Source organism: Jutongia hominis (assembly GCF_014384965.1).
In the GTDB taxonomy this organism is placed as follows: domain Bacteria; phylum Bacillota; class Clostridia; order Lachnospirales; family Lachnospiraceae; genus Butyribacter; species Butyribacter hominis.
The window spans coordinates 1-22,636 of record NZ_JACRSW010000029.1 but is presented as its reverse complement, the minus strand read 5'-3'; the positions used below and the strand labels follow the sequence as shown (position 1 = coordinate 22,636).

General features: G+C 38.6%; 18 protein-coding genes and 1 pseudogene. 15 read left to right on the top strand and 4 right to left on the bottom strand.

The window, feature by feature from the left end; translation table 11 throughout:
• Positions 1–31 precede the first annotated feature (31 nt).
• Both H8700_RS07420 and H8700_RS07415 read left to right on the top strand, forming a co-directional pair.
• Positions 32–1,318, top strand: coding sequence for a hypothetical protein (locus H8700_RS07420; RefSeq protein WP_249304800.1), 1,287 nt, complete (start codon positions 32–34; stop codon positions 1,316–1,318).
• Positions 1,319–1,417: 99 nt separating this feature from the next.
• On the top strand, positions 1,418–1,840 hold the full coding sequence (locus H8700_RS07415; protein ID WP_249304797.1) for a hypothetical protein: 423 nt from the start codon (positions 1,418–1,420) through the stop codon (positions 1,838–1,840).
• A gap of 145 nt (positions 1,841–1,985) precedes the next feature.
• Here H8700_RS07415 and H8700_RS07410 read toward each other — a convergent pair whose 3' ends face one another.
• Positions 1,986–2,582 carry a hypothetical protein gene (locus H8700_RS07410; protein WP_249304794.1) on the bottom strand — a complete coding sequence of 199 codons (597 nt, stop codon included), beginning with the start codon at positions 2,580–2,582 and terminating at the stop codon, positions 1,986–1,988.
• A gap of 438 nt (positions 2,583–3,020) precedes the next feature.
• Between H8700_RS07410 and H8700_RS07405 the strand changes: the two genes are divergently transcribed.
• Together H8700_RS07405 and H8700_RS07400 are read left to right on the top strand one after the other, a co-directional pair.
• Positions 3,021–3,197 (top strand): hypothetical protein, encoded by a 177-nt coding sequence (locus tag H8700_RS07405; RefSeq protein WP_249304792.1) that lies wholly within the window; start codon positions 3,021–3,023, stop codon positions 3,195–3,197.
• Entirely contained in the window at positions 3,198–4,847 is a 1,650-nt protein-coding gene (locus H8700_RS07400; protein WP_249304790.1) for a recombinase family protein, read from the top strand. It begins immediately after the preceding gene.
• 151 nt (positions 4,848–4,998) lie between these two features.
• Here the strand turns inward: H8700_RS07400 and H8700_RS12470 are convergent.
• The 3 genes and pseudogenes from H8700_RS12470 to H8700_RS07385 form a co-directional block, all read right to left on the bottom strand.
• Positions 4,999–5,232: pseudogene (locus H8700_RS12470) on the bottom strand (manganese catalase family protein); the annotation flags it as partial.
• Entirely contained in the window at positions 5,232–5,495 is a 264-nt protein-coding gene (locus H8700_RS07390) for a spore coat protein CotJB (protein WP_249304789.1), read from the bottom strand. The gene H8700_RS07390 and the pseudogene H8700_RS12470, both read right to left, overlap by 1 nt.
• Positions 5,492–5,716, bottom strand: coding sequence for a spore coat associated protein CotJA (locus H8700_RS07385; RefSeq protein WP_022141100.1), 225 nt, complete (start codon positions 5,714–5,716; stop codon positions 5,492–5,494). The genes H8700_RS07390 and H8700_RS07385 overlap by 4 nt, the downstream gene beginning before the upstream one ends.
• A 333-nt stretch (positions 5,717–6,049) precedes the next feature.
• Between H8700_RS07385 and H8700_RS07380 the strand changes: the two genes are divergently transcribed.
• The 11 genes from H8700_RS07380 (at position 6,050) to H8700_RS07330 (ending at position 22,486) form a co-directional block, all read left to right on the top strand.
• Positions 6,050–7,639, top strand: coding sequence for a xylulokinase (locus H8700_RS07380; RefSeq protein ID WP_249304786.1), 1,590 nt, complete (start codon positions 6,050–6,052; stop codon positions 7,637–7,639).
• A gap of 155 nt (positions 7,640–7,794) precedes the next feature.
• Entirely contained in the window at positions 7,795–8,490 is a 696-nt protein-coding gene (locus tag H8700_RS07375; RefSeq protein WP_022141102.1) for an L-ribulose-5-phosphate 4-epimerase, read from the top strand.
• A gap of 580 nt (positions 8,491–9,070) precedes the next feature.
• Positions 9,071–10,936, top strand: a complete 1,866-nt coding sequence (locus H8700_RS07370; protein WP_249304784.1) for a methyl-accepting chemotaxis protein — start codon at positions 9,071–9,073, stop codon at positions 10,934–10,936.
• 31 nt (positions 10,937–10,967) lie between these two features.
• Positions 10,968–12,599, top strand: a complete 1,632-nt coding sequence (locus tag H8700_RS07365) for a response regulator transcription factor (RefSeq protein WP_249304782.1) — start codon at positions 10,968–10,970, stop codon at positions 12,597–12,599.
• Positions 12,596–14,032 (top strand): sensor histidine kinase, encoded by a 1,437-nt coding sequence (locus tag H8700_RS12325; protein WP_249304780.1) that lies wholly within the window; start codon positions 12,596–12,598, stop codon positions 14,030–14,032. Before H8700_RS07365 ends, H8700_RS12325 begins: the two co-directional genes overlap by 4 nt.
• Positions 14,033–14,169: 137 nt before the next feature.
• Positions 14,170–15,240, top strand: a complete 1,071-nt coding sequence (locus H8700_RS07355; protein ID WP_249304827.1) for an ABC transporter substrate-binding protein — start codon at positions 14,170–14,172, stop codon at positions 15,238–15,240.
• 182 nt (positions 15,241–15,422) lie between these two features.
• Positions 15,423–16,940, top strand: coding sequence for a sugar ABC transporter ATP-binding protein (locus H8700_RS07350; RefSeq protein WP_249304778.1), 1,518 nt, complete (start codon positions 15,423–15,425; stop codon positions 16,938–16,940).
• A complete protein-coding gene (locus H8700_RS07345) occupies positions 16,933–18,009 on the top strand; it encodes an ABC transporter permease (RefSeq protein ID WP_178414040.1) in 1,077 nt (358 codons plus the stop codon). Before H8700_RS07350 ends, H8700_RS07345 begins: the two co-directional genes overlap by 8 nt.
• A gap of 1 nt (position 18,010) precedes the next feature.
• Positions 18,011–19,039, top strand: a complete 1,029-nt coding sequence (locus tag H8700_RS07340; protein WP_022141109.1) for an ABC transporter permease subunit — start codon at positions 18,011–18,013, stop codon at positions 19,037–19,039.
• A gap of 376 nt (positions 19,040–19,415) precedes the next feature.
• Positions 19,416–20,969 (top strand): alpha-amylase family glycosyl hydrolase, encoded by a 1,554-nt coding sequence (locus tag H8700_RS07335; RefSeq protein WP_249304775.1) that lies wholly within the window; start codon positions 19,416–19,418, stop codon positions 20,967–20,969.
• Positions 20,970–20,983: 14 nt separating this feature from the next.
• Positions 20,984–22,486, top strand: coding sequence for a class I SAM-dependent DNA methyltransferase (locus H8700_RS07330; RefSeq protein WP_249304773.1), 1,503 nt, complete (start codon positions 20,984–20,986; stop codon positions 22,484–22,486).
• The last annotated feature ends 150 nt before the right edge of the window (positions 22,487–22,636 follow it).

Here is a 22,636-nt window from a genome sequence, read left to right as displayed (position 1 = left end):
AAATATTTTTTATGGAGAGAGGAGAATGTTTATGAAAAGAGCGGTAAAACATATTGGAACGTTTGTTGTGGTGTTATTTGCGGTTGTGCTTGGTCTCTTTCAGGCACAATGTGCAGATGCAAAGACGAAGAAACCTTACAAAGCAAAGACAGTACGAGTTGTGGCAACGATGGAGAACAAGATCCATCAGACAAAAAGCCCTGTTAAAAAGGTAAAAAAGATCAGCAAAGATAAGAATTTCAAAGTTCGTTTGATTCCAAACGATAATAAGTATATTTTTGTACTATCCGGTGCCGATATGGGGAAAAAGCAGGCTGTAAAGGTTTATTATGAAAATGGAAGAACACAGGTTATTACATTTAAAACAGAGACAAATTATCTGGATAAGATCAAAAAGGAATTAAAACCTCTGCTTGCCAATCCGGATGCTGGGTTGAAAAAATCGTTAGAGCAATGGGAACAACGTGATATGGCAAATAAATCACACACGTATCAGTTTTTCTATGAACGTAGTACGGATTTTGAAGGTGAAAACCATACAACAGCAAAATATGAAAGATATAAGGAAGAAGATATTTATAAAAAGCTGACGACTTCGCAGAAAAAAGCATTGATCCTTGAAGTATATGTGCATTCCCGTTCGCATTATCGAATGAACCAACGTTGGATCTATTCTAACTGTGACAGCCCAGTGAAATTTAACAGACAGTTTCAAAAACTGTATAATGGTAAATTTGCCGGAGTTTGTGCAGATGGCGGAAAGATTGCATATGATATAGGACGTGCAGTAGGTTTGAAAACAAAATATGTATCGTGCGAGACGATCGATCATGCATGGTGTGTCGTAAAAGCGACAGATGAGAATGGAAAACCTTATTGGCATGGCATTTATACAACAGCACACGGTTATAGTTTAAATGCGTCTATTTCCCGCTATCATACGGACAAATATTCCAAAAAGCAGATCGTCAATAATCTGCATGAGCCTTGTTATGTACATATTGTCAACAGAAGAATGAGCCGTAGGGATGTTTTGTTGGAACAAGCGGCAGAAAAGAGAGCGAAAGCGCGATCAACCGCGACCACGATAACAAATTGCAAATGTCCGGGCTGTTATGCAACGAGTGAATGGACATATAAACATACCAGACCAAGTAATCCATATATTACAAATCGCATTTATGTAAAAAGCGATGGAACCCATGTCTATGAGCATAATGGTAATGGCTACAAGCAGTGGTTTGATGCACAAGGAAATGAATATTTTGATGCGAATGGTGATGGTTCGATCATGGATGATCTTGCAGCATTGGGATAATGTGAGAAAATTGTTATGAACCGGAAAAAGAAGTTGAAAATGAACGTGACAATTAAGGGATAATATATTTGTATGATGCAAATACGAAAGGAGCTTATTATGAAAAAAAGTAAAAAAATGATTGGAATGTTACTATTAATCTGTGCTGCAATGATCCTGCCTGTCTCGGTAAATGCAGCATCTAAGTCACAGACAAAGAAATTGCTGATTGCAAAGAAATGGTCAAACAAGGTAGATGATCCTATTATGGCATATAGCTCAAAGTATACATTCCAATTCAAGAAAAATGGTACTGTCGTTTTAAAAGGCTGGAGGAATAAGGACTACGGAACTTACAAAGTAACCGGTAACAATACGGCAAAACTTACGTTTAAAAAACTTTATATGTCTGCACCGGGAGAGGGCTGGAGCAGAGCAGGCGGAAAATACACAGCAACGATCAAATTGGCAGGCAAGAAAAAATTCAAAGCAAAATTTAAAGGTGCTGACCAGAGTAATGTAACGAATGGGTATTTTTATTAAAATAGGTTAGCAGGTATTACGTTGATAAATACTGTCTTTATTGCGTTTGATGAAATTATTAAACAGAATAAAATAGTGTTTCATGCTAACCGGAAATGATATACAGGTCAGAAGGATAATCTGTCAGATTACTTTCTGACCTGTATCATTTAAGACGCTTTTTAGCTATTGTTTTTAATTTATGAATATCTAGTCTCTTCTTTTTTAAAACTTTATACGATGCGATCTCATCACCAAATGAATTGTCGGTTTCTACATATAAACAAGATCGTATAGTTGTTCCGTTTTTTAAATTGCGTATCTTTTTGAATTTCGGTTGTTCGGAATAATCAATTAAAATATCTTCATCTTTAAAATACCCATTTTGGGTTTTGTAATAGGCATCGAAGGAGACAGATTCGATTAGTTTATTGTCTTTGATATTACCGATAACAATATCTAATAATACATAGGAGCCGGCAAATGAACCGGTCTGGATCTTGTCATATGTAACAAGTGTACAGGTATTTGCATCTATAAATGGACTTGACGTAGGAACGACCGGTGCGGCACTTACTTGTGCCGGTGCATCATTAACATGATAGGCACAACTGTATAATTTATCAATTGCGAATGACATAATAAAAATAAAAAGAGCAAGTGATTTTAAAGGAAGTTTAATGTTTTTATAGATTTTATCGTTATTAAATCGGTTATTTTCCTGCATATTATCTTTCTGTTTTGTGTTAGCTTTACTTTCCATAGTATTCTCCTCAAAGCTGTAATCATAAATTATATATATATTGATAGTAAACTTTTATCGGCAATTTATCAATGAATCGTGATATAAAACTCTGGAAAAATAATTGCCGATAATTACATTTTATGACAATTATAAGGAAAAAAATAGGATTTCTTGTGTAAAATAGTTTTTTAAAAACAAAAAGCAATAGTAAGGCTGGCATTTGTTTGTGTTTAGCAAACAAATGAGCTGATTATTTTTATAAAGCAGGATGAAAAGTTTTGTAAGAATGACTTTGTAGGAACAGCTTTACAAGAATAGAATCGTGAATCTGAAGCAAAATCCATGATATGATCTCTCTGAAAATGACATAAAAAGCAGGCACTTGTTGTATATTAAAACAACCACCTTTAAAGCATTCGATCGCGTCTGATCATAAAAATGGAGAATAGAGTTGTTATGAATGAAGAACATAGTATGAAGACAATAGATGACCGGGGAAACGAGCGTATTCCTTTTGACACCAAGAAATCCTTTGAAAAGGTATTAAAACGAGGCATTTATAAGCAACTGTATGACAAAAAAATGATATCTGACAGCCAATTAAATATCCTTTTGCAAAATGAGGTGATGTGATTGGAGTATCAGACACCTTTACGTGTGGCTGCTTATGCCAGAGTATCTACAGAAAAAGAGGATCAGATGCATTCACTCGAAAGCCAGAGAAGTTACTTTGCACAATATATCAATGCAAAACAAAATATGCAATTGACCAAAATCTATTATGACGAAGGAATCAGCGGAACGCAGATTCGTAACAGAATCGGTTTTCAGCAAATGATCGAAGATGCCTTGCAAGGGAGATTTAACCTGATCTTAACAAAAGAGGTGTCTCGTTTTGCAAGAAATACAGTAGATACACTTGCGTATACACGAAAGCTGAAAGAAGCAGGTGTTGGCATTATTTTTACGATCGACCATATCGATACACGCGATCAGGATGGTGAATTGCGTTTGACGATCATGGCAAGTCTGGCACAGGAGGAAAGCCGCAAGACTTCCGAGCGTGTGAAATGGGGACAGAAAAGGCGCATGGAGCAGGGCGTTGTTTTCGGCAGAGATATGCTGGGCTATACAGTAAAAAATGGTATATTATCCATTCAGGAAGAAGAGGCATTGATCGTAAAATCCATTTTTCATAAATATACGAATGAGGGAAAAGGTGCATTTGCGATTGCAAGAGAATTACACGAAGAAGGTATTTTCCCAAAACGTATGGAAGAGTGGTCGGGTACTGTCATTTTGCGAATTTTACATAATGAAAAATATGTTGGAGATCTGTGTCAGAAAAAGACATTTACTCCGGATTATCTGACGCACAAGAAAAAATATAATCGCGGTCAGGAAGAAAAAATTTACATAAAAAATCATCATGAGGGGATCATTGCCAGGGAGTTGTGGAATCGCACACAGGAAGAGCTGGCAAGACGTTCTTCTTTGTATCGTTCGAAGGAAAGACATAGCAATCGTTACTGGTGCAGCGGAAAAATTCGTTGCGGTGAGTGTGGCAGCCGCTTTATCAGCCGAACGAGAAAGCTACAGTCTGGAACATATCGTGCATGGTGGTGTTTTCAAAAATCACGCCATGGAGGAGCAAAGATTCTCGAAGGGCAGCAAATAGGCTGTTCAAATCGCAGTATCAATGAACGTGCATTGTTTAGCTGTATGAAATATTGTAATGATCTGCTTTGCGATCAGAAAGATAAAGAGCGAATACGAGAAGAGATATTAGAAAATGTCAGAAAAGTAAGATATACATCAGAATTATTGATCGACATGGATAAGATAACACAAAAAATTGGTGTCATAGAAGCAAAAAAACGAAAAGCATTTGATATGATGCTGGATGATAAGCTATCGAAAGACGACTTATATAGGCAGATACAGTGGTATGATAAAGAGATTACACATTTGCAGGAGCTTATTTCGCAAAGCAGACAAAAGCAGGAACTTTACAGAATAGATCAAGAGAAGACAGACCTGTTGGAAAAAGCATTGGACGAAATTCTTAGCTTTGGTGATGGTGACCAAAATGAGATGCTGTATCGTGAAATTCTCCAAGAAATCGTTGTGTACCGGGAAGAAGAACGAGGCTGTAACCGTCTTGTGGTATGGCTAAAATCGCTGCCTTTTGGCATACAGCTTAGGATCCACTCTACCGGAAACGGAGCGAATTTTCGGACGGAGATATTGGAAACAGAGTTTGTTGATAGAAACAGCAAATAAAAAGTGGCGGGAAACCGCCACTTTTTGCAAAAAATAACACTAATCGACATGAAAAACCAAAAATTGCAATCTAAAACGGTAAAATTATTACCGTTTTGTCCGAATCCAAATCCGTGAAAAACTCTATTTTATATGCATTATGCATCAAGATAATGCATTTTATATGTGTTAAGATAGTGGTCGCTATCATAACGGATATCCCTATATCGGTCAATGTGCCAATGACAGCCCGGTTTTCCATTGAATAACGCTGGGTCAGATAACGCATGGATGCACTGGCTTCACCGTCAGGACCACCGTATTGGCTCATTATTATCTGTGCTGCTTTTGCATTTGTGCGTGTAATATGCACAGGATATTGTAATCTCTTTTCATAATTCCACATTAGCAATCCCTCCCTTCTAATTCCCAAGGCCACGGAGTTTCAACCCAGCTCCAGGAGCAGCCACATTTTACATTATCATTTTGCAATGGACCGAATTTGGAAGCGTATTTTTCCATTGCCATCTTCCGCTCCTCTTTTAATTCCTGATAATAAGCAAGTGCTTCCGTGTCACAAGGATGTGTATCAAGGAAAAGCACTGTATCATCCAAAGCAAAGCTGATCTGATCAATATACATTAAAAGCTGATGCTGTTCGTTTGTCATAAGGCACCTCCTCGCTGGTTGCATCCTCTCGGAATACATCCGTAAAATGGCAGGTTCAAAGGTGGGAAAATCGTTCCACAGCTTAATCCTTTTTGCGGATCATAGGTTTTGCACCATGTCTGCCATGGGACATATGCCATGGCAAGAGGCATACCGCGAAGAGGATCATTATACTGGCTTGAGCATGCATCACAGTTTGGTCTTTGGTTCATGTTTCTCATATTGAAAGTCCTTTCTTATATGCTCTGCGAAATGATCGTATGAAGCATAAAAATCGTATTAACACATATATATGTAAGTTTGGATAAAATGTGCTACAATATCTTTTCCGGCATGTTTTTGCCTAAAAATACAAAAGAAAGCTTTTGGGCATAAAATATTAAACAAAAAGGAGAAAAAAACAACTTGTAAATACAAGCGGACACGTTGTAACATAGTAGTATCAGATGATTTGCAAGGATGGAAAAGTTTGCAGGAAGAGATAAGGATCATGATAAAAAGCCGGATGGCAGGAAGCATGATCAGGGAAATAAAAGAAATGGAGGGATTTTACGATGAACGCAAAAGAAAGTATTATGAACGGAAAGGCAGCACTTGGTATTGAATTTGGTTCTACGCGTATTAAGGCTGTTTTGGTGGATGAAAATTGTGAAACATTGGCTGTCGGAGGCTTTCATTGGGAGAACCAGTTAGTTGATGGTATCTGGACATACAGCCTGGATGCGATCCATTCAGGATTACAGGCATGTTATGCAGCAGTAGCAAAGGATGTAAAAGAGAAATATGACCTGCCATTAAAGAAGGTTGCTTCAATCGGTATTAGTGCAATGATGCATGGTTATATGGCATTTAATAAGAAAGATGAATTGCTTGTACCATTTAGAACATGGCGTAATACAATGACAGAAGAGGCGGCAGCGAAGCTGACGCAAGAGTTTCAGGTCAATGTACCGGAGCGTTACAGTATTTCTCATTTGTATCAGGCAATCTTAAAGAAAGAAGACCACGTAAAAGATATTACATTCTTTACAACACTTGCCGGATATATCCACTGGCAGCTTACCGGTCAGAAAGTACTTGGAGTGGGTGATGCTTCCGGTATGTTTCCGATTGATTGTAAGACAAAAGATTATGATGAAGATAAAATTGCGAAATTTGATCGTTTAGTAGAACTATATCATTTTGACTGGAAGTTAAAAGACATTCTTCCGAAATCTCTGGTTGCAGGTCAGGAAGCGGGCACCTTGACAGCCGAAGGCGCTAAGATGCTTGATCCGACAGGTACATTAGAAGCCGGTGCACCAATGTGTCCGCCGGAAGGCGATGCCGGAACCGGAATGGTAGCGACAAACAGCGTAAAAGTCCGTACCGGAAATGTATCGGCAGGTACTTCTGTCTTTGCGATGATCGTTATGGAAGAAGAGTTAAAGAAACTTCATACAGAGATCGATCTTGTGACAACGCCGGTTGGTGATCTGGTTGCCATGGTACATTGTAATAACTGTACTTCTGATATCAATACATGGGTAAATCTTTTCAAGGAATTTGCAGAGGCAATGGGTATGGAAGTAGATATGACAGAACTGTTCAAAGTGCTTTTCCAGGTTGCATTAAAAGGCGAGCCGGATTGTGGCGGACTTTTGGCATATAACTATTTCTCAGGAGAAAGCATTACCGGATTCGATGAAGGCCGCCCGTTATTTGTCAGACATGCAAATGACAATGTGAGTCTTGCAAACTTTATGAGAGTACATTTGTTTACGGCATTAGGTGCATTAAAGAACGGACTGGATATCCTTCTGAAAGAAGAGAAAGTTCCGGTAGACAAGATTTACGGACATGGCGGTTTCTTTACTGTGCCGGTAGCAGGTCAGAAAATTATGGCAGCAGCTATGGATACACCGGTAACCGTTATGGATACGGCAAGTGAAGGTGGTGCATGGGGCATTGCCGTATTAGCACAATATCTTGCTGTAAATAAAGATAACGAATCATTAGCAGATTATCTGAGCAACAAAGTATTTGTCGGACAGAGCGGAACAACATTAGAGCCGGATGCAGAAGATGTAAAAGGCTTTGATGATTTCTTAGTACGTTATAATAAAGGACTTGCTGTGGAAAGAGCAGCCGTAGAAAATCTGTAGGCATGAAAATGCATTTTTGAGAATGAATCAAAAAATACAATGATTCATGATGGAATGGATCGGATCAAAAGAAGAATACACGGATTTATTGTTTTTGATAAACCGATCAATCGTTTGTAGAGAGAAATGAAACGTTACAAGGAGGAATGACAAGCATGTTAGAAGAATTAAAAAAACAGGTATATGAAGCCAATATGGAACTGCCAAAGAGAGGGCTTATCACATATACATGGGGCAATGTCAGCGGTATTGACAGAGAAAGCGGATATTTTGTAATTAAGCCAAGCGGTGTGGATTATGATAAATTAAAACCGGAAGATATGGTTGTAATGGACTTAGAGGGTAATAAGATTGAAGGAGACTACAAACCATCTTCTGATACACCGACGCATTTGGTATTATATAAGAAATATCCTGAGATCGGGGGTGTTGTGCATACGCATTCACCGGAAGCAACCTCATGGGCACAGGCAGGACGTTCGATTCCTTTATATGGAACAACACACGCAGATTATTTCTTTGGTGAGATTCCTTGCGCAAGAAGCCTGACACCGGAAGAGATTGATTCTGCTTATGAGAAAAACACCGGACTTGTTATCATTGAGACTTTTGAAGAAAGAAAGTTAAATCCAATGCATACACCGGGCGTTCTTTGTAAGAACCACGGACCATTTACATGGGGTAAGGATGCAGCAGAAGCTGTGCATAATGCGGTTGTACTGGAAGAAGTTGCTAAGATGGCTACAAAGACCGAACTGATCAATCCAAAAGTGCTTCCGGCACCGGATAGCATTCGTGATAAGCATTTCTATCGTAAACATGGAGCAAATGCCTATTATGGACAGAACTAGTGTACCGGCATGTTGCTATTTAGCTAAATATGAATAGGTCAGCACACTAGGGACACGAAATAACGAGAAAGAAGGCAGGAATTTCAAACAAAAAGTTTAAGATCAATATGTTAAACCGGAAATGCAGTCTTCAAAAAACTTAAAAATCAAGAATGCAAACGCAAATTAAAATGTAAAATAAAATTCAAACAAAAAACTTAAAACTCAAATTCAAAACCGAATCATAAGGAGACAAAAGAGGAATCTTTTTTGTCTCCTTATTTTTGTGAACAGATCACCCCAAAATGCAGATGCTTTGCATCGGTCACACATTGCGAGACTATAAGTTTTTTTGGTGAATTTAGCGTATATAAAGACGAAAAATACCATTTTTCGACACATTCATCGTAAAAAAACTAACAATTCAGATAAAAAAACATCCATTTCCTATCTATGAAAATGTTATACTGTAAAAAGAAGATAGAAAAAGCACTTATATGAAAAAGGAAAACAGAATGACAGCAGATTGTTACAAAGCTTTTACAGGAAGTGTTTTGCAAGTGATTATTACAGTTTGTCTGTCAGGAAATGGAGATATCGTATGAAAAAAAGAGATAAGATTATTTTTTCAAACAAAAAAGAGAATGTAAAAAAAGAAAAAGCACCGATAAATACAGTACAAAAGGTTAAAGCACCGAAAAAGGTACAAAAGGGAAATGTATCATCAAAATTTAAGACAAAGATGAGTCATAGTGTACGTGTAAAGATTCTTGTTCCGATCTTTGGCATCGCTGTGCTTGGTATTGTTTCATGCTTTATCAGTATTGGCAGTCTCGGACGCGTACAGCAGTCAAGTAAAAAGATCTCTGATACCTATTTAGAAAACATAATGGAAGTTGACTCGTTATCACAGGAATTTACGATGCTGCAAAAAATGATGCTGCAACATTGTCTTGCAGAAGAAGATGGGCAGAATACGATTGAAAAGTCGATGGAGGCATCTAAGAAAAGTGTAAACAAGTACAGTAAAGCATTGGAAGATTCACTGACAGAAGATAAGGCAGTAAAATTATATCAGGATTTCCAAAAGAAGCTGGTTTCCTATCTTGACAACTATGAAATGTCAATCAGCATGAGTAAAAGTGGAAACAATGAAGGTGCAATCCGTATGACAAATGGAGAGCTTACAACAATGTCAGACGAGATGTGCGATATTTTGGCACAGTTACGTGACCAGAGCAAGGAAAGTGTTGATTCCGGTGTCAGTGCACAAAAAGCAAGCTATTATAGCTCTGTTGCAATTGCAATAGTTATGTTGGCGATTATTGCTGTTATTTTAGGAGTTGCTGTAATCATTTGTAACCGTACGATTGTGACGCCGCTGGTACATGCACATACACAGCTTAACAGAGTTGTAGAAGGTATTCAGCAGGAGAAAGGTGATCTGACGGTTCGACTGACAGAAAAATCAGAGGATGAGATTGGTCAGCTTGCAAAAGGAATCAATATCTTTATTGAAACATTACAAAATGTTATGACCAATATTATTCATAATACGCAAAAGATGAATACGGTAGTGGATAATGTGGCAGAAAGTTCCGGACATGTAAACGAAAATTTATGTGATATTTCTGCGTCAATGGAAGAGTTGTCGGCTACGATGGAAGAAGTCGACTCAAATGTAGGGAGTATGTCTGATGCAACCGGTGAGATTCAGGGAGATGTTGCTGAAATGGCAGATACTTCCGATAACCTGAATGGTTATTCTGTTGAGATGGCAGAAAGAGCGACTGCATTGGAGACAAATGCTGTTACAAATAAAGTAGACACCGATGGAATGATCAAAGGGATTACAGAAAAGTTGACGCAGGCAATTGAAAATAGCAAAAATGTATCACAGGTCAACGATCTGACAGATCAGATCTTAAAGATCTCAGGCAAAACAAACCTGCTTGCATTAAATGCATCAATTGAAGCTGCAAGAGCCGGAGAAGCGGGCAGAGGTTTTGCAGTAGTAGCAGATGAGATCCGTCAGCTTGCAGAGTCTACTAAAAGTACAGTTGGTCAGATTCAGGAAATCAATCAAATGGTAATCGAAGCTGTAAATGAATTAGCCAATAACGCCAACAATATGGTAGAATATACAAATACAAGAATTCTGCCGGATTATGAATCATTTGTAACAGCAAGCCGTCAGTATCAGACGGACGCAAAATACATCAATGATAAGATGAATGGTTTCTCTGAAAAGTCAGATAATCTCAAGACAGAGATGGAGAAGATGGGAACTTCAATGGAAAACATTTCCCGTATCATAGCAGAAAGTTCGACCGGAGTATCAAATGCTGCACGCAGTGCAGCTGATCTGGTAGACGAGATGGGTAGTGTCAACAAAGAAATGATCGTCAATCAGGAGATTACTGCGGATCTTAGAGGAGAGACAGATAAGTTTATCGCCATCGAATAACCGGCAGGTTATAAGATAGGAGCATGGTAAGATGATTAAAGTTTTTTTGATTGAAGATGAAATTGTGATCAGGGAAGCATTAGAAAGAATGATTCCCTGGAAAGAATATGGTTTTGAGTTAGTAGGCAAGGCGAAAGATGGTGAGATCGCCTTGCCTATGATTCGTAAAAGCAAACCGGATGTCCTGATCACAGATATTAAGATGCCTTTTATGGATGGACTGACATTAAGCAGTATTGTGAAAAAAGAATTTCCGAATATCCGTATAGTGATTGTTAGTGGATATGATGATTTTGAATACGCACGTAAAGCGATTGCAATCGGTGTAGATGATTATTTGCTAAAGCCAATTGCAAGAGCGGATTTTGAGAAGGTATTAAAAAAGATTCAGAAAGATTTTGAAGAGAAAGACAGACAACAGGATTATTATAAAAAATTTGAGCGTGAGATGAAAGAATATGAGAATAATTCACGCAGAGACTTCTTTGAAATGCTGGTCACGAAACATACGGATCTTCAGAAAATTTATGAAAAAGCAGAGCAGCTTTCAATTGATATTACAGCTGAAAGTTATAATCTTGTGTTCTTTTCTCTTGCGGCAAGCAAGGATTCTGATTCTGTAGATCAGGGATATTCACAGAAAGCAGCGGATGTACAAAAGCAGATTGATGATGTATTGCAAGTAGAAGCCAATACATATATGTTCCGCAACCAGATGTTTAGTTATGTTGTGTTGCTGACCGGTGAGTATGATACAATGCAGAGAAAAACAAAGAATTGTGTGGAAACTTTGCAAAAGATCATGGAAAAGGATGAGTGTGGATTAGAGTGGATCGTTTGTGCCTCAGAACCCGTAGAACGATTAAGCCAGCTTCCTGATTGCTATGAGAAAGGAATGCAGATATTTGCATATCGTTATTTTGGATATTCCCATGTTATATCTTCTGATATGGTTCTGGGAAATAATACGGAGGAAAATGAATTAAAAGATTTAGTTGCTGTCGATACTAACGTAGTCAATCCTACAATTTTTCAGAACTTTTTGTGCAATGCATTGGAGGATGAAACGGACAGCTTTGTAAAGAATTATATACAGATGGTTGGAGAATCTGCATTAAAGTCGAAAATGTTTCGTCAATACATTTTGCTGAATATTCATTTTTGCATTGTGTCTTTTTTACAGAAACTGGGATATGAAAAAGATGTGATCGACAATTCTTTATTAGAAGCGTCAGGTATGAATCAGGTGGCAGATCTGTCGGTGATCGAAGAAAGCATTAAGAAAGCGTTGCAAAAAGCGATCGAGCTTAGAGAAGAGAAAAGCCGTGGTAAATACCAGAATGTATTACAAAGTGCAGTACAATATATGGAAGAAAATTTTTCTGATGAAAACATGACGCTGAACACCGTTGCCTGTGTGGCAAATGTTAGTGCAAACCATTTTAGTGCGATGTTTAGTCAGAAAATGGGCCAGACATTTATTGAATATCTGACAGGACTTAGAATGAATAAAGCAAAAGAGCTGCTTCGATGCACAGACAAGCGTTCCGGTGAGATTGCTTTAGAGGTTGGCTATAAAGATTCTCATTATTTTAGTTTTTTGTTTAAGAAAACACAGGGATGTACACCAAGTGAATATCGTAATCAGGGGGCAGCCAAGTGAAAAAAAGAAGAGTAAAATACGAAGAACTTAGCTTAAATACAAAAATGCAATATTTAATATGGAGTCTTGCACTTTCATTAGTATTCTGTATACTGCTGGTATTCTTTTTCTTATGTATTTATATTGGAAATTATTCTGTGATCACACACAATATGAACCTTAGCAGTAAGTTTAGTCTGAGTTTTAAGGAAAATATGGACCTGAAAATGTATCATTACTGCGTAGGAAGTGTAGATCAGAAGACATTGCCGATTCAGGATGTTAATGAGGCGATCAGTGTAGCACAAGAGTTACGGGAAACGACAGTTCGCAAAGAAAGCAAAGAAGCGATTGATCGTGTGATTGCAAATTGCAAGAATTTGAAAAAGCGTATGCGTGTCCTGTCCAAGACAGAAAGTTATGATTCCAGACAGCAGCAACTGACCAGTAACGTCTATGTTCTGACTGAGCTGATACAAAGTGCGATGGGAGATTATATCTATTATGAGGCCGGATATTTAAAGCAGGTTGAGGATAATATGTTTATTCGGATAATGATAGTAGGATCGATACTCGGTGTGATCGTAGCTTTGATTGTAGCATGGATGGTCAGAAAGTCATTTCGGCTTGCAAAAGAGATTACACATCCGATCAGCTGCCTGAGCGAAAATGTACGAAAAGTCGGACATGGTAATTTTGAAATCCTGCCGGTTGAAACAAATGTGATTGAGGTGAAAAATCTGGATCAGGGTATTCAGAAAATGGCACGACGTATCCAGACATTACTTGAAAATGTCAAGGAGGAAGAAAGAAAACAGCATATGACACAGCTAGAGTTATTACAGGCGCAGGTAAGTCCTCACTTCTTATATAATACACTAGATACGATTGTATGGATGGTAGAAGCTGATATGCATGATGAAGCAATTGAAATGCTGACCCATCTTTCTATGTTTTTTCGGACCGCCTTATCAAAAGGTGAGGATGTTATTTCTCTATTTGATGAAGTGTTACATACGAAGAGCTATCTTGAAATCCAACAGATCCGTTATAGTGATATCTTAGAATATTCGATCAATCTTCCGGAAGAGTTTGAAATGATCAGTCTGCCGAAGCTGACATTACAGCCGTTGGTGGAAAATGCACTCTACCATGGTGTTAAGGAAAAGAGAGGTCAGAGCAAGATTACGATCACATTTGACGATGCGGGAGATGATATTATCATTCAGGTGCTTGATGATGGGATCGGAATGAAAGAGGAACGCTTACAGGAAGTGAAAGAAGGATTGAAGCAGAATAATAATGTGGGTTTTGGGTTGGCAGCAGTCCAAGGACGGCTTGTTTTATATTTTGGTGCCGGATATGGTATTGATATCTGGTCGAAATATGGTGAAGGAACGCGGATTCGTGTAAGAATTCCAAAAAAATTCAACTTCTCGGATAAAAAAATATAAAAAATAAAAATTACTGATAAAATAATAAACTTTTTTCATAATTTTCTTTATGGTAAATTCAACAAGAAAATCTATAATAATAATTGTAGCGGGTAACCAAAACTATTCAAGAAATTGAGGAGGAAAATAGTATGAAGATTAAGAAAATTTTATGTTCAGTATTATTAGCAACTTGTATGCTTTTCTCTTTGACAGCTTGTGGATCATCAAACGGATCAAAAGATGCAAAGAAAGCAGATGACAGCTCAAAGAGCGGTAACATTACAGTAGGTTTTTCACAGGTAGGTGCTGAGTCAGACTGGCGTACAGCAAACTCTACATCAATGAAAGAGACATTCAGCGAAGAGAATGGCTACACATTAATCTTTGATGATGCTCAGCAGAAACAGGAAAATCAGATCAAAGCGATCAGAAACTTCATCCAGCAGGAAGTTGACTATATTGTATTAGCTCCTGTAACAGAAACCGGTTGGGATACAGTATTAAAAGAAGCTAAAGATGCAGGAATTCCTGTAATCATCGTAGACCGTATGGTTAAGGTATCAGATGACAGCTTATACACAGCTTGGGTAGGTTCAAACTTCGAACTTGAAGGTAAGAAAGCAGCAGCTTGGTTAAAAGCTTACTTAGATGCAACCGGTCGTGGAAATGAAAAGATCAACATCGTAGATATCCAGGGTACAATCGGTGCTTCTGCTCAGATCGGACGTACAAAAGGTCTTGAAGCAGCTTGCAAAGAAAACAAGAACTGGACATTACTTGCAAAAGAAACAGGTGAATTCACACAGGCAAAAGGCCAGGAAGTTATGGAATCACTTTTAAAGAAACATGGTGATGATATCGACGTAGTTTACTGCGAGAACGATAACGAAGCATTCGGTGCAATTGATGCGATCACAGCAGCAGGTAAGAAAGTCGGTACAGGTAAAGATGATATCCTTGTAATGTCATTCGACTCTACAAAGACAGGTTTAACAGATGTAAAAGATGGCAAGATCATCTTAGACACAGAGTGTAACCCATTACATGGTCCTCGTGTAGAAGAGATCATCAAATCATTAGAAGCAGGCAAAGAGCCGGATAAGAAACAGTATGTAGACGAAGAAGTTTTCGCAGCAGTAAAAGATGTTGCTAAGATTTCAGCAGATGGAAAAGATTATGATGTTACTGTAGTAACAGATGATGTGATTTCAAAACGTGCATACTAAAAGAGGTTTTATAAAAGAAAACGCTACAAGTGTTTAAGAAATAGCGCAATATAGAAATTAACATAAAAGCTGTATTGCGCTATTTTTATACCTTTTTCAATCAAAGAAATCGGTACAGGAAGGAATGAGAAATCGGTGAGAACACTGGTTTTACACATTTTTAGAAAGTAGGTGGAATGCAAATGGCTCAGAAAACAATTTTGACGATGAAAGGCATCACTAAGACATTCCCAGGTGTAAAAGCATTATCTAATGTTGACTTTAAGCTATGCGAAGGCGATATTCATGCTTTGATGGGAGAGAATGGAGCCGGAAAGTCAACGCTGATCAAAGTATTAACAGGTATCTATCCTTTCGATGCAGGTGAGATCATCATGGATGGAAAGGCAATGGTGAACAAATCACCACAGGATGCCCAGAACAATGGTATTAGCACTGTGTACCAGGAAGTAAACTTATGTCCGAACCTTACAGTTGCAGAGAACTTGTTTATTGGCCGGGAACCTAAAAAGCTTGGCATGATCAACTGGAAAGAAATGAATTCCAGATCAAAAGTTTTACTGGAATCTTTAGATATTGATGTTGCTCCGACTACATTGCTTGATGAATGTTCGATCGCTATTCAGCAGATGATCGCAATTGCAAGAGCAGTAGATATGGAGTGTAAAGTATTGATCTTAGATGAACCGACTTCATCATTGGATGAAGAAGAAGTAGAGAAGCTGTTCGCCCTGATGAAAAAATTAAAAGCAAAAGGTGTAGGTATTATTTTTGTAACTCACTTTTTGGAACAGGTTTATGAAGTCTGTGACAAGATCACAGTATTAAGAAACGGTGAGCTTGTTGGCGAATATGATGTAGAGAACTTACCAAGAGTTCAGTTAGTAGCGAAAATGATGGGTAAAGATTTTGATGACCTTGCAGATATTAAGAGTGAAAGAAGTGGAGAGGTAAAAGAAGGAGATCCTGTTATTGAAGCCGTTGGTGTATCACATCATGGATCGATCAAACCTTTTGATATTACATTTAACAAAGGTGAAGTGGTTGGTCTTACCGGTCTTCTTGGCTCCGGACGTTCTGAACTTGTAAGAGCGATTTATGGAGCTGACAAGGCAGATACCGGCGAAGTGAAAGTCTTTGGCAAAAAAGTAAAGATAAATGCTCCATTAGATGCAATGAAAGCAGGAATGGCATATTTACCTGAGGATAGAAAGAAAGACGGTATTCTTGCAGACCTGTCAGTACGTGAAAACATTATTATCGCATTGCAGGCAAAACGTGGAATGTTTAAACCAATGAAGCGTAAAGAGATGGAAGATGCCGCTACTAACTTTATTAATCTATTGCAAATCAAGACAGCAAGTATGGAAACACCGATCAAGAGTCTTTCAGGTGGTAATCAGCAGAAAGTTATTCTTGGACGCTGGCTGCTTACAAATCCAAGATTTTTGATCTTAGATGAACCAACCAGAGGTATTGATATCGGTACGAAAACAGAGATTCAGAAATTAGTTCTGAGACTGGCAGATGAAGGTAAGTCAATCGCCTTTATTTCGTCCGAAGTAGAAGAAATGCTTCGTACCTGCAGTAGAATGGCAGTTCTCCGTGATGGTAAGAAAGTCGGTGAGATCAAGGGTGATGATCTTACACAGGAGAAGATCATGGAGACCATAGCAGGAGGTGACAAGAACAATGAGTAATGAAAAGAAAAGTTTTAACTGGAAAGCAATCACGCAGCACCGTCTTTTTTTACCAATCGTCTGCTTGCTTGTTGTACTTTTAGTAAATGTAATTAAGACACCAAACTTTTTTGCAGTATCTATTAAAAACGGTGTTCTTTACGGATATCTTGTCGATGTTGTAAACCGTGCGTCAGAGTTGGTTATCGTAGCCATTGGTATGACACTGGTAACAGCAGCATCCGGTGGTCAGGATATCAGTGTTGGTGCAGTTATGGCGGTGGCCGCAGCAGTTTGTTGTCAGATCTTATCCGGTGGTCAGGTATCAACCAATGAGTTGATGAATTCCATGGCACTTGCAATTATCGCAGCAATTATCGTTGCAGCCATTTGTGGAGCATTTAACGGCTTCCTCGTAGCAAATCTTGGCATACAGCCTATGGTCGCGACGTTGATTTTGTTTACAGCCGGTCGTGGTATTGCACAGCTTATTACAAAAGGTCAGATTACATATGTACGTGTAGGTTCTTTCAAAGTAATGGGTGGATATATCGGTAAATGTCCTGTACCAACACCGATTTTCTTCGCAATAGCAGCGATCATAATTGTCAATCTGGTTTTGAAAAAGACAGCACTTGGTCTTTATATCGAAAGCGTAGGTATTAACGGTTCCGCATCCAGACTGGTTGGTCTGAATTCTACAATGATCAAGTTTTTAACTTATGTGATCTGTGGAATCTTATCAGGTATTGCCGGGATTGTTGCTTCAAGCCGTATCTACTCAGCAGATGCAAATAACATTGGTCTGAACTTAGAAATGGATGCGATCCTTGCAGTTGCTCTTGGTGGCAACGTTTTAAGTGGTGGTAAATTCAGCATCATGGGTTCTGTTATCGGTGCTTATACGATTCAGGCATTGACAACAACACTTTATGCAATGAATGTATCAGCCGATCAGCTTCCTGTATACAAGGCAGTTGTCGTTATCATTATCGTGGTGATCCAGAGTCCTGTATTTAGAAGATCTGTAGATGAGTGGAAGAAAAAAAGAGCTTTAAAGAACAATAAAGCGATGGAAGGTGGTCATTAATATGGAAAAGAAAAAAGCTAAAAGAAAAATTAATAGTAGTACATTCCTGTTGATGATTACAATCGTGTTATTCGCAGTAATGTACATCGCAGGAATGATAATTTTTGAAGACAAAGGTTTTGCAAAACCCCAGATGTTTATGAACCTGTTCATTTCGAATGCTGGCCTGATCGTTATAGGTTGTGGTATGACATTAGTCATGATCACCGGTGGAATCGATATCTCGGTTGGTTCTGTTACCGCATTGGTTTGTATGTCAGCCGCATATGCAATGGAAAACAAAGGCATGAGTGCAATCTCAGCCGTTGTGATCTCATTACTGATCGGTATTCTCTTTGGTGTCGTTCAGGGTTACTTAGTAACATATCTGGAGATTCAGCCATTCATTGTAACGTTGGCAGGTATGTTCTTCGGGCGAGGTTTAACAGCTGTTATCAGTACCGACATGATCGCCATTAAGAACAAAACTTTCTTAGCATGGGCAAACTACCGTATCAATCTTCCGTTTGGTACTTATAACAGACGAGGAATGTTTATTCCGGCATATATTTATCCAACTGTGATCATTGCACTTGGAGTTGTCATTTTGATCACGATTATGCTTAAGTTTACCAAGTTTGGTCGTAACCTGTATGCGATCGGTGGCAATCAGCAAAGTGCGGTTATGATGGGCTTAAATGTAAAGAGAACAAAGATGAAAGCTTATGTACTGGACGGTTTCTTAGCCGGTCTTGGTGGTTTCCTCTTCTGTCTGAACAGTTGTGCCGGTTTCGTAGAGCAGGCAAAAGGTCTTGAAATGGATGCGATCGCATCAGCTGTAATCGGTGGTACGCTCTTGAGTGGTGGTGTCGGAACCGTAATCGGTACACTCTTTGGTGTATTGATCAATGGTACTATTTCAAGTCTGATCACAACACAGGGTACTCTTTCAAGCTGGTGGGTACGAATCACATTATCTGCATTGCTCTGTTTCTTCATCGTATTGCAGGCAATCATTGCAGCAGTAAAGAGAAAGAAAAAGAAAAATTAGAATCAAGGATCTGTTTTAACAAGATCAGAAAGTCAGATGTTTATGATTTCTTTGATGATCATCATCAAAATGTGTTTTTAGTAGAATAAACTTGCAAAAAAAGTCTTGTCATTGTGCGACCGGATATCCGGCAGATATGCACGATGGCAGGGCTTTTTACTTTTGTTCTTGCTTTTTAAAACGAGGAAATGTATAGTGGAATTGTATGTGTACATGCAAAATTTCTTCCGATCAGGAAGGAAAACTTTGAAAGAGTAACATGGTGAGTATAAAGTCGATAAACGGATAGCGTTTAGCGTAAAGATACAGCTGTAGTATCGTTATCGTTTATCCAATTGTTTATCCATAACAAAATATATAACAAGGAGATTCTGATATGCCAGAGAATAAACAGCCGGAGTGGCTTGCAGATGCCACATTTTATGAAATTTACCCACAATCTTTTCAGGATACCAATGCAGACGGAATCGGTGATATTCCGGGAATCATCAAAAGACTGGATTATATCAAAGAATTAGGATGTAATGCAATCTGGTTAAATCCCTGCTTTTTATCGCCATTTGGAGATGCTGGATATGATGTGGAAGATTACTATACCGTTGCACCACGCTATGGTACGAATGAAGATATTGCACATTTATTTGAAGAAGCGCATAAAAGGGACATGCATGTGATCCTAGACTTAGTTCCGGGACATACTGCGGTAACGCATAAGTGGTTTAAAGAATCCATGAAAGCCGAGAAGAATGAATATACAGACCGTTATGTATGGACGGACTGTATTTGGGAAGAGCCACAGGGAATGAATTGTATCCGTGGTATTTCTGACAGGGACGGTTCCTGTGCGGTCAACTTTTTCTCACATCAGCCGGCATTAAATTATGGCTTCTATACACAGGAAAGAGACTGGCAGCAGCCACAGGATGCACCGGGACCACAGGCAACATTGGAAGCAATGAAAGATGTCATGCGTTTCTGGCTTACAATGGGCTGTGACGGTTTCCGCGTGGATATGGCAGGTTCGTTGGTTAAAAATGATCCTGACAGCAAAGGAACGATCAAACTTTGGCAGAATGTACGGGAATTCTTAAATGCAGAATTTCCAAAAGCAGCTATGGTTTCCGAATGGGGCGAACCGGACAAATCGATTCTTGGCGGTTTCCATATGGACTTTTTGCTTCATTTCGGACCATCTCATTATAACGATCTGTTCCGCTGTGAAGAACCGTTCTTCTCTTCACGCGGTAAGGGAGATGTATCTGTATTTGTAGAAAAATATATCGAAAATTATAAAAAGGCAGACAAGAAGGGTCTGATCTGTATTCCGTCAGGAAATCATGATATGGATCGTCTGGCAAGATTATTGCATGGGGATGAGTTAAAGATTGCATTTGCATTTCTGTTATCTATGCCGGGAGCACCATTCATCTATTATGGTGATGAGATCGGTATGCGTTATGTGGAGGGACTGGATTCGGTCGAAGGCGGCTATGGCAGAACCGGTTCACGTTCTCCGATGCAATGGGATCAGGGGGTGAATGCCGGATTTAGTACCGCACCAAAAGAGAAACTTTATATCAGTCAGGATCCTAAAAAAGACCGCCCGACGGTAGCGGCACAGATACAGGATCCGGATTCACTGTATCAGGAAGTGAAAAAACTTTTACAGGTCAGAAAGGCACACAAAGCACTTTCTAATCAGGAAGACATTTCATTTGTCTATGCAAAGAAAGACGCTTATCCATTGGCTTATATCAGAAGCAATTATGAAGAAAAAGTGCTTGTTGTGATCAATCCGTCCGCTCAGAATGTATCTTTTGATTTTGACGAAGAAGGCAAAGAAACGATTTATGCGTTTGGTGGCAAAGTAGAGTGTGATGGAAGTAAGGTGACAGCAGAGGGACAGAGCGTTGCGTTTATCCGGTTGTAGGAGAGGAGTAGTAAATGATAACAGGAGAATTAAAGAATAAGATAGATGGGTTGTGGGATGTTTTTGCAGCGAGTGGCATTGTAGAACCACTTAGTGTAATAGAACAGATTACATATCTGATGTTTGTTCGTGATCTGGATGATGCGGATAATAAGAGGGCAAAGGAAAGTGCCATGCTTGGGCTTCCTTATCAAAGTATCTTTACAAATGAGGTGAAGATTGGGGATACAATGATTGACGGGATACAGTTGAAATGGTCTGTTTTCCGGGACTTTCCGGCAGACAGAATGTATTCTGTTATGCATGAATGGGTATTTCCTTTTATTAAAACATTGCATAACGATAAAGACAGTGCATACTCAAAGTATATGGATGATGCGATTTTTAAACTGCCTACTCCATTGGTTTTATCAAAAGTAGTCGATGCATTAGATGAAATCTATGCAATGATGAATGAGATGCAGACAGCAGATGTCAGAGGAGATGTTTATGAATATCTGTTGTCTAAAATTGCAAAATCCGGATTGATCGGACAATTCCGTACACCGAGACATATTATTCGAATGATGGTTGAAATGATGGATCCGGCCAGTGATGAAGTAATCTGTGATCCGGCATGTGGTACATCCGGTTTTTTGGTTGCATCCGGTGAATATTTAAAAGAAAAGAAAAAGGAAGAAATTTTCTTTGATCGTCAGAAAAAAGATCATTATATGAATCATATGTTTCACGGATATGACATGGATCGTACAATGCTTCGCATTGGTGCAATGAATATGATGACGCATGGAATTGACAACCCTGTGATTGAATACCGGGACAGCCTGTCAGATCAGAACACAGATAAAGACAAATATTCTCTTGTGTTAGCAAATCCGCCTTTTAAGGGTAGTTTGGATGCGGAAACGGTATCAGGGGATCTGCTCAAAGTATGCAAGACTAAAAAAACGGAACTTTTATTTTTAGCATTATTTTTACGGATTCTTAAAATCGGTGGCAGATGTGCGTGTATCGTACCGGATGGGGTACTTTTTGGTTCTTCAAAAGCACATAAGTCAATTCGAAAAGAAATTGTAGAAAACCAGCGCTTGGAAGCAGTTATTTCAATGCCTTCCGGAGTGTTTAAACCATATGCCGGAGTATCGACAGCGATCTTGATCTTTACAAAGACAGAGAATGGAGGAACCGATCAGGTATGGTTCTATGAAATGACAGCAGATGGACGAAGTCTGGATGATAAACGGACTCCTGTCGAAGAAAATGATATACCGGACATTATAGAACGTTTTAAGCATTTAGATAAAGAGGCAGAGCGAAAACGTACAGAAAAGTCATTTATGGTATCAAAAGATGAGATCATAGAAAATGACTATGATTTAAGCTTTAATAAATACAAAGAGATCGAATACATTCCGGTAGAATATCCTCCGACTTCAGAAATTATGGCTAATATTCGCGAAATTGAAATGGAGATTGGCGATGCAATGGATGAGTTGGAAAAATTACTTGGTATTTAATTCGATTAAAAATGGTAAGAAAGGAAAAGCAAATTCCAATTTGTAGGAGAGCGATCAGAGCAAAAATGCAAGATATGTGTGGTACAAAAACAGATTTGCAGCAACTATAGGCAAAGCGTGAAAACAGAATATATGTTTGACATAAAAGCG